Below are 12,115 nucleotides of genomic sequence, written 5' to 3'. Positions count from 1 at the left end.
TTCCGGCCGTCAGTGCGGCCGGTCGGCGAGCAGTGCCCAGAAGGCGAAGAACGGCGTGTCGACCGATCTCATGGCATGTTTGATCCCAGGGATATTGTAGAACGATCCGCCCATTCCAGGCGAAAACCAGTCCCCCTCCCCCTGTCGAAACTCCCCCTCGGAAAGCACGAGATAGACTTCCTCCGGCGCATGGTCGTGATCGGGATAGCGCACGTGAGGCGCCATCAACGTCACGCCGAGCCACAGGTCACTTCGCTCCTCCAATCCGCCCGGGCCGATGATCATCGCATTGGCATGCCCATCGACGAAATTGTCGCTGGCCGTGTGGTCATACTTGGTGCGCCGACGCCATTCAAGCATTGGCTCGATGCCTTTGAAGCCCTCGATCAATCGCGCCAGAGAAGCATAGGACGTATCGACCGAGAGCGCCATATCGAGGTCGGCGCAGACAGGCAAGCGGCTTCCTTCTCCTGCTCGCGCGGTCCCCGGACGTTCCAGCGCCGCAAAGAACTGACCGATCGAGCGGCGGGCTTCCGGGGCGGTGGCGAACTGACCGAAAGCCAGGGATGCCGCCTCCAGGAAATGCTGGAGGCTTTCATTGCGTAAACTCATCTCATCCCCTCCCGAGACGATCAACCGGCGACGCCGCTGCTGCGATCATAGATCCTTCGCGATGCGCAGACCGTCATAGATGGCGGCATGCGTGTTGCGCGCAGCGACGGCATCCCCGATGCGGAACAGCTGGAACCGGCCTTCGGGATTGCGAAGGACGGACTGAGGCTTCCCCGAAAGAAGCTCGTCGTGCGAGACCTCGCCGAGGTTGCTCGAACGGGGCTTCAACTCGAAATAGAGCTCGTCGAGCGGAATAGTTCCGTGGTTGACGACGATCTGGTCGAAGCTGCGCTGCTTGGCAACCCCGCCGTAATCGCTGCCGACATGGGCGACGAGCTGGTTGCCGCTCTTTTCGACGGCGTCCAGGCGATAGGTGACGGTAAAGGTCACGTCATGCTTCTGGAGGGAGCGCATGTAAGGCACGAGGTTCATGGCCATGACCTCCGGCGCGAAGGACCGGTCCGGCGTCATGATCTCGACCTTGGCGCCCGCCTTGGCGAGAAACTCCGCCGCCTGAAGCCCGGCGTGATCGCCGGCATCGTCGAAAACAAGCACGTTCGAACCCGGCTTCGCGTCGCCGGAAATGATGTCCCATGAGGAGACCACCAGCTCGTTGCCGTGCGTCAGAACCTCCGTATGCGGCAAGCCGCCGGTCGCGATGATGACGACGTCGGGTTTCTCGGCTTCGATCGTGTCGGCTTCCGCCCAGGTGTTGAAGCGGAAGGTGACGCCGTATTTCTCGCACTGGTTCATGCGCCAGTCGATGATGCTGATCATTTCCCTGCGGCGCTCGCTCTGGGCGGTGAGCCGGATCTGGCCGCCGGGATTGTTGGCGGCTTCGAAGACGACGACCTCATGGCCACGCTCGCCGGCGACGCGCGCCGCCTCCAGGCCGGCCGGGCCGGCGCCGACGATGACGACTTTTTTCCTGGCGTCGGCCTTGGCCAGGATATGCGGCATGGTCAGTTCGCGGCCGGTGGCGGCATTGTGGATGCAATAGGCCGCGCCGCCCTGGTAGATGCGGTCGAGACAGTAGTTGGCGCCGACGCAGGGACGGATATCCTCCTCCCGCTTCTCCATGATCTTGCGCACGATATGCGGGTCGGTCATGTGGGCGCGCGTCATGCCGACCATGTCGACCTTGCCGGCCGCGATCGCGTGGCGCGCGGTGGCGACATCAGGAATCTTCGCCGCGTGGAATGTCGGGAAGTTGGTCGCGGCGCGGATTTCGCCGGCAAAGTCCAGGTGCGGAGAATTTGCCATGCCCTGGATCGGAATGACATCGGTCAGACCTGGATCGGTATCGATGTGGCCGCGAATGACGTTCAGGTAGTCGATGAGGCCGCTATCGCGCAGCCGCTTCGAAATCTCAATGCCTTCCGCCGGCCCGTTGCCGCCGGGCAGACATTCATCCGCCGTGTAGCGCACGCCGAGAATGAACTCGTCCCCCACTCTCTTGCGGATCGCCCTGAACACATCGAAACAGAAGCGCAGACGGTTTTCGAGCGCGCCGCCATAGGGACCATCGAGCTCGTTGGTCAGCGGAGACGCGAACTGGTCGATCAGGTGGCCATAGGCCTCCAGCTCGATACCGTCCATGCCACCCGCCTTCATGCGTTCGGCCGCATCGGCGAAATCCCTGATGATGCGCTCGATGTCCCAATCTTCCACCTTCTTCGGAAAGGCGCGGTGCGAGGCTTCACGGTGATGCGACGGGGCGACGACCGGCAGCCAGTCGCCCTTGTCCCAGCGGGTGCGCCGGCCGAGATGGGTCAGCTGGATCATGATCGCCGCACCTTCTTCGTGCACGGCGTCGGTCATTTCCCTGATCCAGGGCACGATCTCGTCCTTGTAGGCGAGCAGGTTGTTGAAAACAGGCGGGCTGTCCCTGGAAACCGCGGCCGAACCCGCTGTCATCGTCAAGGCCACACCACCCTTCGCCCGCTCCACCGTATAGGCGCGATACTTCTCCTTCGGCATGCCGTCCTCGGGATAGGCCGGCTCGTGGGACGTCACGATGATACGGTTACGCAGCGTCAGATGCTTGAGCTGGTAGGGTTGCAGGAGAGGGTCATTCGACATGGGCCGTGGTTCCGGATTAAAAACATCGGGGCAGACGCTAAGCGCAATGTACATATGTGTCAACGTTGAAAACAGTTAAGTCTTCAATATCGACACAGATGTACATTTTTCTTGTGCATCGCCTCACAATTTGATAGGAGATAAGCCCATGGACCAGGCTTTGAACGACACCGGTTGGCGCGGATCACAGGAGGGGTGGCTGGAAGCAGCCTACCAGTCACTGCTGGAATCCGGCGTGGATTCGGTAAAAATTCTACCGCTCGCCAAGAAGCTCAACCTCTCGCGAACGAGCTTCTACTGGTTCTTCAAGGATCGGGAAGAACTCCTGAGCGCCCTCGTGACGCGGTGGCGAGAGAAAAATACCGGCAACATCATCAAGCAATCCGAAGCCTATGCGGAATCGCTGGCCGAGGCGATGCTCAACGTCTTCGATTGCTGGCTCAGCACCGATCTATTCGATGCCAGGTTCGAATTCGCCGTGCGCAGCTGGGCGCTGCAGTCCGACGAGCTTCTCGCAGAGGTCCAGCAGGCGGATCAAATTCGGCTGGAGGCGCTCAAGCGCATGTTCATGCGCTTCGGTTTACCAGAAACGACATCAGATGTCAGAGCCCGAACAACTTACCTCGTACAGATCGGATATATTTCCATGCAGTCGAAGGAGGATATCGCCGTCCGCATGAAACGGATTCCGGAATATATCGCGATCTACACGGGTGAAATACCACAGCAGAGGGAGCTTGACCGCTTCTTCTCCCGGCATGGCTATAGACCGGATGAGGGAAACCCGAGGTGAGCGCTCCTTTGAGAATTGGCATAATCGGTGGCAGTGGCTGGCTCGGCGGTGCAATCGCCGGCTCGATCCTCGATGCCGGCCTGATCAATTCTCAAGATCTCTCCCTCTCCTATCGCAGCGAGCCGCCCTCCCGTTTCCCGAATTCCTTCTGGACCTCAGACAATCAGGAACTTGCCGACCGCTCGGACGTGATCCTTCTCTCTGTCCGTCCCGATGACTGGCGTCCCCTCGCGGTCGATGCCGGCGGCAAGCTCGTCATCTCGGTGATGGCCGGCATCCGTCTTACCGCCCTTTCCGAGCGCCACAACACCAGCCGCGTCGTCCGTGCCCTGCCGAATGCCGCCGCCGAGGTGGGAAAATCCTATACGCCCTGGATCGCCGCACGCGATGTCACGCAGGACGACCGCGCTGTCGTCCGCGCCATTTTCGAAACCTGCGGAGCGCAAGACGAGGTCGCGGGGGAAAGCGACATCGACTACCTCACCGGCCTTTCCGGGTCCGGACCGGCATTCCCGGCGCTGCTTGCGGCCGCCATGATGCGCGACGCCGTTGCCCAAGGTCTGCCGGCGGAGATTGCGCGCCGCGCCGTCAACACGGTGATATCGGGCGCCGGCCGCTTGCTGGAGCGCCATGACGGATCTCCCGACGATGTCGTTCAAACCTTCCTCGACTATCGCGGCACCACCGCGGCGGCCATCGAAGGCATGCGCGTTGCCGGGTTCGACGCTTCTGTCGCCGACGGACTGTCGGCGGCATTCAAGAAATCGGTAAGTATGGGAGAAGCTTCCTGACAACCGTTGGAGCGGGTTCTGCGGTGCCCCGTTCGACACAACAAGCCGCTAAGCAGAGGGAACGAGAATGAAGAAACTACTCGCAACGACGTGTCTGACGTTCGGCCTGATCGGCGGGGCGTCTTTCGCCAGCGCCGCCGAATGCGGCAGCGTGACCATCGCCAGCATGAACTGGCAGAGCGCCGAAGTTCTGTCCAACCTGGACAAGTTCATCCTGAACGAAGGTTATGGCTGCGAAGCCGATATCACCGTTGGCGATACCGTCCCCACCATTACGTCCATGGCCGAAAAGGGCCAGCCGGATATCGCGCCTGAAGCCTGGATCGACCTGCTGCCGGATGTCGTCAAGAAGGGCACGGACGAAGGCCGGATCGTTCAGGTCGGCTCGCCGCTGCCCGACGGCGGCGTGCAGGGCTGGTGGATTCCGAAATATCTCGCCGACGCCCATCCCGATATCAAGACCATCGGTGACGTGCTGAAGCATCCGGAACTCTTCCCCGATCCCGAGGATCCGAAGAAGGGCGCCATCTACAACGGCCCGCAGGGCTGGGGCGGCACCGTTGTCACCTCGCAGCTCTACAAGGCGTTCGGCGCCGACAAGGCCGGCTTCACCCTCGTCGACACCGGTTCGGCTGCTGGCCTCGACGGCTCGATCGCCAAGGCTTACGAACGCAAGGAAGGCTGGGCCGGCTATTACTGGGCGCCGACCGCGCTGCTCGGCAAATATGAGATGGTCAAGCTCGAAGCCGGCGTGGCGAACGATGCCGCCGAATGGAAGCGCTGCAACACCGTTGCCGACTGCCCCGATCCGAAGCCCAATGCATGGCCGGTCGATCACGTCGTCACCCTCGTTGCCAAGCCTTTCTCTGAAAAGGTCGGCCCTGAGGTCATGGACTACCTGAAGAAGCGCTCCTGGAGCAACGAAACGGTCAACAAGCTGATGGCCTGGATGACCGACAACCAGGCGACCGGCGAAGATGGCGCCAAGCACTTCCTGCAAGAAAACAAGGACGTCTGGACCAAGTGGGTCTCGCCTGAGGCAGCCAAGAAGATCGAAGCTGCCCTCTAAAGCAAATATTGCGGTGCGCGAAAGCGCACCGCTTCTCGCTGCCGATAAAATCAAAAAGACTGCCACGGCTCTTTGAAGAAAAGGGGAACCGAATGGAATGGTTTTATAAATTCCCGCATATGAACGACGACGCGCTTCGAAATCTGAAGAAGGCGATCGATGACGGTTTTCGTGCCTTTACCCGCGCCTATGGCGACGGCATCGAAAATCTCTTCATCCCGCTCCAGCATTTCCTCATCGGCGCCGAACGTTTCATGACGCAGACGCCGTGGCCGATCATCACCCTGATCGTTCTGGTCATTGCCTGGTTTGCGAGCCGCAGCCTGAAGATCGTGGTCGGCTGTCTCGTGACACTGCTCCTGATCGGCTATTTCGACATGTGGGACGATACGATGCGGACGGTCTCGATGATCTTCGTCTGCACGGTTCTCTCCATTGCCATCGGCATCCCGATCGGCATCATGATGGCGCGCTCCGACCGACTGCAGCGCATCGTCAATCCGATCCTCGACGTCATGCAGACCATGCCGAGTTTCGTCTACCTCATTCCCGTCGTGATGCTCTTGGGCATCGGCAAGGTGCCGGGACTGATCGCCGTCGTCATCTATGCCATCCCGCCGATGATCCGGCTGACCGATCTCGGCATCCGCCTGGTCGACAAGGACGTGCTCGAGGCGGCCGACGCCTTCGGGACGTCGAGGTCGCAGAAGCTGTTCAAGGTGCAACTGCCGCTTGCCCTTCCCACCATCATGGCCGGCATCAACCAGACGATCATGATGGCGCTCGCCATGGTGGTCATCGCCTCGATGATCGGTGTCCAGGGCCTTGGCCAGCCGGTGCTGAAGGCGATCGCCAACCAGTATTTCACGCTTGGCATTTTCAACGGGCTTGCCATCGTCGGCATCGCCATCATCTTCGACCGGGTCAGCCAGGCGTATGGCAAAAGGCTCCAGAAGCATCGGGAGACCGTCCATGGCTGACCATCGTTTCGGCGGCATCAAGATCCGCAATCTCTACAAGATCTTCGGTCCCAACCCCTCCGCCTATGTCGATGCGGTTCAGAAAGGCCTGACGAAGACCGAACTCAACGCAAAGCACGGCCATGTGCTCGGCCTCAGGGATATCAATGTCGAGATCCCTTCCGGCCGCATCCAGGTCATCATGGGCCTTTCGGGATCGGGCAAATCGACGCTCATCCGTCACATCAATCGCCTGATCGATCCGACGGCGGGCGAAGTTCTGGTCGACGGCGTCGATGTCGTGAAAATGAACGAGACCGAATTGCGGACGTTTCGCCGGCAGCAGACGGCAATGGTGTTCCAGAAATTCGCGCTGCTTCCGCACCGGAATGTCCTCGACAACACCATCTTCGGCCTCGAAGTGCAGGGCATGGAGCGTGCGAAAGCGGTCGACGTCGCCATGGGCTGGATCGAGCGCGTGGGGCTCAAAGGTTTCGAAGAGAAATATCCGAACCAGCTTTCCGGCGGCATGCAACAGCGTGTCGGCCTGGCGCGCGCCCTTTCCAATGATGCGCCGGTGCTCTTGATGGACGAGGCCTATTCGGCACTCGATCCCTTGATCCGCACAGACATGCAGACGGTCCTGCTCGACATCCAGAAGGAGATCAAGAAAACGATCGTCTTCATCACCCACGACCTCGACGAGGCCCTGCGCCTCGGCGACCAGATCGCCATCCTGCGCGACGGCGAAGTCATCCAGCAGGGCACCAGCCAGGATATCGTTCTGCGTCCGGCGGATGATTACATCGCCAACTTCGTCAAGGAGGTCAATCGCGGCCGGGTCATCCATGTCGAAGCCGTCATGACGCCGGTGCACGCCGGTGCGGCACCGATCGGACTGGCGATTGCGGCGGGAACGACGGTCGAAGAGGCCGTCCGGATGATGGCATCTGCGCCGGAGGGCAATGCCAAGGTGGTGTCCCCGTCCGGGGAAACGCTGGGTCTCGTCACTTTCCGCCAGCTTGCAAGCGCAATGGTGAACTCGAAAGAGATGGCAGCTCGACACGATAGCCCCCTTTCGGTCGCGCTCTGAAGCAACCGCAGCGGCGAGACGGAATGCCGCCTGGCCTACAGTGCCCGCAGCGCATCTTTCGGGACGCGCTGCGGGCACTGCAGTTTTGAATTCATGCGCCACATCTGATAGTCGTTCCCTTGGAATCGCGATGGTGCAGGTGCTTCCGGCGCAGTGCCTGAATCGAATTCTTCCTTCGTCCCGAACGCGTGATTCAAGATTTTTGCCCGATTTTCACAGGTCAGCCCCACGGAACAAGAGGCTTCACGCGAGTACCCTATGTACAATTTGCGCAAGATCGATCCGGTCTGCGTCACGAAACACAGATCCGCGGACAATATCGCGCCACGACAATTGCTCCATGGCTGCGAAACAATAAGATGACATTCGACCCGGACCATGATGGTCTGCGGTCCCGAAGCAAAGCCCATCCATCGTCACCCCATTGGGATGGAAGGGACTCTATCCATACGCGCTCCATCCCGTGCGTATGCTTGCCTGTCTGCCTGCCGGAGGCCCTCTCAGCGGTCCACTAGAACCTTCGGCAGGCAACCGCGCCCACCAATGCCGCGCTTGAGCCTGCGTCGCCCCCAAGCGAACAGAGATAAATAGCTTCGATTGAGGCTATCGTCTCATCCTGAGACCATATCGAAACCATCCGCCCGGCTCTCCCCAATCTCCTCGACCTCTGTCAGTTTCCTGCCGCCTCGCTGGGAAAAATCTCCCCGGGAACGGGTCGGCTTTCTTAATGACAATTCCGCCTGAGCCTGAATTAACTGGCGCGCCGCCGACACGCGGCATGCCGCGCAAAGAGACAGAGGTTTGGCGATCACGACATGCGGAAAATCAAAGACATTAAGGTGCAATGAGCGATTTGAATGATCGCGACGCGCTCTGGCCCCAAATTCCACCAGCTCAACCAGGGCCTGCTGCATTTCGGGCTCTGATCGGCTAATATCCTCATCTGGCTTCGTCCGCCACGCCTCTGCTGGGCGCTGGGGGCAACGGAGGATAACGAGCAATGTGCGAAGCAAAAAGAGGGACGTAAATCACTGAATTCGGCCTAAGCGCCGAACCGGTATCTGCGAGCGGACAAAGATGCAAGCCGACGCAGCCGCATTCAATGGGAGCAGCATGTCAGAAAACAATACGCCGCAATTCTCGTTTCGATTTCGCGGTTCATCCTTCGACAATATGGTCGAAACCCTGGGAGGCGCGTTTGGCGCATTTGATGCCGCGCCTGTCGGCCGCGCCGAGAACTTCCGCTGGGGGCTGGATATTTCCGCGGGCAGCAGCGCGGTCATGCTCACCGGTTATCACGAGGCGGAGTTTCAGTTCAATATCGAGCCGACCGTCGATACGGCGGAGTATTTGTCGTTTGTGGTGCCGCGCAGCGGCGGCATGGCCGTCACCTATGGGGACCGCATCGCCGAGGCCGGACAGGGAAAATTGCTTCTCTATAACAATTTCGAGCCGGACAGCGTCATCATGTACGGGCAGTCGAATGTCATAGACGAATTGCTGATCAATTGGTCCGTCATCCTCCAGACCATCGGTCAAACCTTCGAAATACCGTTCAGCGGATCTCTCGACCTGCTGCCCGAACTGGATCTGTCGACGCCCGTCGGCCAGACGATCGGCAACCTGACGGAAACGATCATGTCAGGCATGCGTGACGACGGCCCGCTTTTGCAATCGCCGATCGCCATGGCGCATATGACGCAGGCGCTGGCCGATCTGGTGGTGCGCCTGCTGCCCCACAAGCTGTCGCATTTCCTGGAGACGGGGCCGGCCCTGATCGCTCCCCGGCATGTGCGCAAGGCGATCGAATTCATGCATGCCAATATCGATCAGCCGATTACCATGCCGAAGGTCGCCGAAGCGGCTGGCGTTTCCAGCCGGGCGCTCGAAACCGGCTTTCGCGCGTTTCGGGGGACGTCTCCGGCCGTCTATCTGCTGACGCTTCGACTGCGCGCGGCGCGCCAGGACCTGCTCAATCCCGAGAGCAGGGAGACCATGAAAGCGATCTGTCTCAAATGGGGCTTCTTTCATTTCGGCCGGTTTTCCGCAGTCTACAAGTCGACATACGGGGAATATCCTTCCGACACCCGCAAACGCGTCGGCCAACGATAACGGCCGCGGTTTCCCTATGACGGCGGCATCTCGTCCCGCGGCAGGAGTGCATAGTGCACTCTCATCGTCCTCGCATCCCGCCTGACGATCTCAAGCACACCGTCGCGTTCCGCCAGCGCATTGAGTTCGCGCAGCACGAGGGAATGTGCGATCCCCAGCATGCGCGCAAAGGAGCGGCTGTCATTTGCAATCCCGAGCTCTGCGGCGACGAGGAGACCGGCTTGGATGGATGTCAGCCTGATATCCCTCTCCTGCGCCTCCGTGACGAGGGCGAGAAATCGGTCGACGTCGGAGACCTCTTCGCTCACGCGGCGTTTCGCCGGCGGAAGGACACCATGATCGATTTGGAGGTGGGCGTATCGCTCTCCTTGCCGGCGCTGCCAAGCGGCACGAGCACGTTCAGCTCGGGATAATAGCCCGCGATGCTGCCCCTCGGAATGTCGTAGGGCACGAAGCGGAAATCCCGCGCGATGCGCTCGATGCCGTCATCATGCTCGCCGATCACGTCGACCCGTTCACCGGCTCTAGCATTCATCGTCTTCAGGTCTTCAGGATGGATGAAGATGACCTGCCGCTCGCCATAGACGCCGCGGTACCGGTCGTCGAGGCCGTAGACCGTCGTATTATACTGATCGTGCGAGCGGAACGTCTGCAGCGCAAAACGCCCCTCGCTTTTCCGCGCACGCTGATGCACAGTCTCCTCGGGAAGCGGCCCGGAAGAGAACGATGCCTTGCCCGCCGGCGTCTGCCACTCCCGATGGGCGGCCGCGTTGCGGAGATGGAAACCGCGCGGCTTTCGCAGGCGTTTGTTATAGTCTTCGAAGCCTGGAATGGTCGCCTCGATATGATCGCGGATGCGGTCGTAGTCGCCGGCAAGCTCTGCCCAGTCGACCACGACGGAGCCGACCGCAGCTTCCGCGATGCCGGCGATGATGGCGACTTCCGAGAGAAGATGCGGCGAAGCCGGCCGGTTGATGCCGGCCGAGCCATGCACCATGCTCATCGAATCCTCGACGCTCACCAGCCGCGAGCCGCCCGCCGCATCCCGGTCCATCTCGGTGCGTCCCAGGCACGGCAGGATGAAAGACGCCTCGCCGGGCATGAGATGCGAATGGTTGGGCTTGGTTGCGATGTGGACCGTCAGCTTCAGCCGTCGAAGCGCCTTTTCGACGAGCGCGCTGTCGGGCGTGGCACGCGCGAAATTGCCGCCGAGGCCGATGAAGGCTTCGGCCGAGCCATCGAGCATCGCTCCGATCGCGGCTAGGACGTTGTGGCCATGGCGGCGGGGGACGGCGAAGCCGAAGTGTTTCTCCAGCGCATCGAGAAAATCCTCCGGCGGCTGTTCGTTGATGCCGACAGTGCGATCGCCCTGAACATTGGAATGGCCGCGAACAGGGCAGAGGCCGGCACCCGGCCTGCCGATATTGCCGCGCAGAAACATGAAGTTGGCGATTTCTCGGATCGTCGCCACCGAATCCAGGTGCTGGGTGACGCCCATCGCCCAGGTGCAGATCACCCGTTCGGCCTTGATATAGACCTCGGCCGCCCGCTCGATCTGCTCGCGCGTCAGTCCCGACTGGTCCTCGATCTCTGCCCAGCTGGTCGCCTCGACCGCGGCGCGATATTCCTGAAAACCCGCGCAATGTGCGGAGAGGAAGGCATGGTCGAGAACGGGCGGCAGGCCGGCGGCGACCGCAGCATCCTCTGCGGCCAGGACGGCCTTCGCCATTCCGCGCACGGCGGCCATGTCGCCGCCGAGCTGCGGTTGCAGATAATGGCTGGCAATGTCGGTCGAACCGCCGCGCATCATCTCGATCTTGTCCTGCGGGTCGGAGAAGCGCTCCAGGCCGCGCTCGCGAATGGGATTGAAGACGACGACGCGGGCGCCGCGGATCGCCGCGCGGCGCAGGTCGCCGAGCATTCGCGGATGGTTTGTGCCCGGGTTCTGGCCGATCACGAAGATCGCATCGGCCTCTTCGAAATCCTCCAGAAGCACGGTGCCCTTGCCGACGCCGACGGCCTGACGCATGGCGATGCCGCTCGCCTCATGGCACATGTTGGAGCAATCGGGAAAATTGTTGGTGCCAAAGATGCGCACGAACAGCTGATAGAGGAAGGCGGCCTCGTTGCTCGCTCGGCCCGAAGTGTAGAATTCCGCCCGATCGGGATTGTCGAGGCCTTTCAAAATGCCGCCGATCTCGGCAAAGGCATCCTCCCACGAAACCGGCAGGTAACGGTCGCTCGCCCCGTCATAGCGCATCGGATGCGTGAGGCGGCCATTAAGTTCCAGCTCGTAATCGGTCAGCTGGCGAAGCTGCGAGACCGTGTTTGCCTCAAAAAAGGCGGGCGTCGCCCGTTTCTCCGTCGCCTCCCACGCGACAGCCTTCACACCGTTCTCGCAGAATTCGAACGACGATCCGTGTTCCGGATCGCCCCAGGCGCAGCCCGGGCAATCGAAGCCATCAGGCTGGTTCGCCTTCAGCATGGTTCGAGCCCCTGATAGAGGCATGCCGCTTTGAAGCAACTGCTTGCCGCAGCTCTTCAACGCGCCCCAGCCGCCGGCTGCCGCCGATTTCTTGCCAATGAATTTTGTGTCCATGCGCC

Annotated in this window: 11 protein-coding genes; 6 read left to right on the top strand and 5 right to left on the bottom strand. The window is 61.0% G+C overall.

Annotated features, from left to right (window positions below):
- Window positions 1-9: 9 nt before the first annotated feature.
- Together EFB14_RS20855 and EFB14_RS20850 are read right to left on the bottom strand one after the other, a co-directional pair.
- Window positions 10-612 (bottom strand): dimethylsulfoniopropionate lyase, encoded by a 603-nt coding sequence (locus tag EFB14_RS20855; protein WP_126828598.1) that lies wholly within the window; start codon window positions 610-612, stop codon window positions 10-12.
- Between the two features lie 45 nt (window positions 613-657).
- Window positions 658-2,694: an NADH:flavin oxidoreductase gene (locus EFB14_RS20850; protein ID WP_126828595.1), complete on the bottom strand. Its 2,037-nt coding sequence runs from the start codon at window positions 2,692-2,694 to the stop codon at window positions 658-660.
- 148 nt (window positions 2,695-2,842) lie between these two features.
- Between EFB14_RS20850 and EFB14_RS20845 the strand changes: the two genes are divergently transcribed.
- The 5 genes from EFB14_RS20845 to EFB14_RS20825 all read left to right on the top strand — a co-directional run bounded on the left by EFB14_RS20845 (window position 2,843) and on the right by EFB14_RS20825 (window position 7,399).
- Window positions 2,843-3,487, top strand: a complete 645-nt coding sequence (locus tag EFB14_RS20845) for a TetR/AcrR family transcriptional regulator (RefSeq protein WP_125850561.1) — start codon at window positions 2,843-2,845, stop codon at window positions 3,485-3,487.
- On the top strand, window positions 3,484-4,278 hold the full coding sequence (locus tag EFB14_RS20840; protein WP_126828593.1) for a pyrroline-5-carboxylate reductase family protein: 795 nt from the start codon (window positions 3,484-3,486) through the stop codon (window positions 4,276-4,278). The genes EFB14_RS20845 and EFB14_RS20840 overlap by 4 nt, the downstream gene beginning before the upstream one ends.
- 67 nt (window positions 4,279-4,345) lie before the next feature.
- A complete protein-coding gene (locus EFB14_RS20835) occupies window positions 4,346-5,347 on the top strand; it encodes an ABC transporter substrate-binding protein (RefSeq protein ID WP_125850565.1) in 1,002 nt (333 codons plus the stop codon).
- A gap of 92 nt (window positions 5,348-5,439) precedes the next feature.
- On the top strand, window positions 5,440-6,327 hold the full coding sequence (locus tag EFB14_RS20830) for an ABC transporter permease (RefSeq protein ID WP_125850567.1): 888 nt from the start codon (window positions 5,440-5,442) through the stop codon (window positions 6,325-6,327).
- Window positions 6,320-7,399, top strand: coding sequence for a quaternary amine ABC transporter ATP-binding protein (locus EFB14_RS20825; RefSeq protein WP_126828591.1), 1,080 nt, complete (start codon window positions 6,320-6,322; stop codon window positions 7,397-7,399). The genes EFB14_RS20830 and EFB14_RS20825 overlap by 8 nt, the downstream gene beginning before the upstream one ends.
- Window positions 7,400-8,010: 611 nt before the next feature.
- Here the strand turns inward: EFB14_RS20825 and EFB14_RS20820 are convergent.
- Entirely contained in the window at window positions 8,011-8,313 is a 303-nt protein-coding gene (locus EFB14_RS20820; protein ID WP_126828588.1) for a hypothetical protein, read from the bottom strand.
- A 199-nt stretch (window positions 8,314-8,512) separates the two neighbouring features.
- On the opposite strand from EFB14_RS20820, the gene EFB14_RS20815 reads away from it, so the two are divergent.
- Complete coding sequence (locus EFB14_RS20815) at window positions 8,513-9,511, top strand: AraC family transcriptional regulator (RefSeq protein ID WP_125850572.1); 999 nt, start codon at window positions 8,513-8,515, stop codon at window positions 9,509-9,511.
- Window positions 9,512-9,525: 14 nt separating this feature from the next.
- On the opposite strand, the gene EFB14_RS20810 is transcribed toward EFB14_RS20815, so the two are convergent.
- Window positions 9,526-9,819, bottom strand: a complete 294-nt coding sequence (locus EFB14_RS20810) for a hypothetical protein (protein ID WP_126828586.1) — start codon at window positions 9,817-9,819, stop codon at window positions 9,526-9,528.
- A complete protein-coding gene (locus EFB14_RS20805; RefSeq protein WP_126828584.1) occupies window positions 9,816-12,110 on the bottom strand; it encodes an FdhF/YdeP family oxidoreductase in 2,295 nt (764 codons plus the stop codon). The genes EFB14_RS20810 and EFB14_RS20805 overlap by 4 nt, the downstream gene beginning before the upstream one ends.
- Window positions 12,111-12,115: the final 5 nt, after the last annotated feature.

Origin of the sequence: Rhizobium fabae, from assembly GCF_003985135.1 — a bacterium.
GTDB classification, from domain to species: domain Bacteria; phylum Pseudomonadota; class Alphaproteobacteria; order Rhizobiales; family Rhizobiaceae; genus Rhizobium; species Rhizobium pisi.
Note: the sequence above shows the minus strand (reverse complement) of the source record. Positions and strands in the feature narration are given on the sequence as shown.

Bases quoted from the DNA above. Each gene is read 5' to 3' on its own strand.
- EFB14_RS20830 (WP_125850567.1), top strand. From the start codon at position 5,440: ATGGAATGGTTTTATAAATTCCCGCATATGAACGACGACGCGCTTCGA.
- EFB14_RS20815 (WP_125850572.1), top strand. From the start codon at position 8,513: ATGTCAGAAAACAATACGCCGCAATTCTCGTTTCGATTTCGCGGTTCA.
- EFB14_RS20825 (WP_126828591.1), top strand. From the start codon at position 6,320: ATGGCTGACCATCGTTTCGGCGGCATCAAGATCCGCAATCTCTACAAG.
- EFB14_RS20855 (WP_126828598.1), bottom strand. From the start codon at position 612: ATGAGTTTACGCAATGAAAGCCTCCAGCATTTCCTGGAGGCGGCATCC.
- EFB14_RS20845 (WP_125850561.1), top strand. From the start codon at position 2,843: ATGGACCAGGCTTTGAACGACACCGGTTGGCGCGGATCACAGGAGGGG.
- EFB14_RS20835 (WP_125850565.1), top strand. From the start codon at position 4,346: ATGAAGAAACTACTCGCAACGACGTGTCTGACGTTCGGCCTGATCGGC.
- EFB14_RS20820 (WP_126828588.1), bottom strand. From the start codon at position 8,313: ATGCAGCAGGCCCTGGTTGAGCTGGTGGAATTTGGGGCCAGAGCGCGT.
- EFB14_RS20805 (WP_126828584.1), bottom strand. From the start codon at position 12,110: ATGGACACAAAATTCATTGGCAAGAAATCGGCGGCAGCCGGCGGCTGG.
- EFB14_RS20850 (WP_126828595.1), bottom strand. From the start codon at position 2,694: ATGTCGAATGACCCTCTCCTGCAACCCTACCAGCTCAAGCATCTGACG.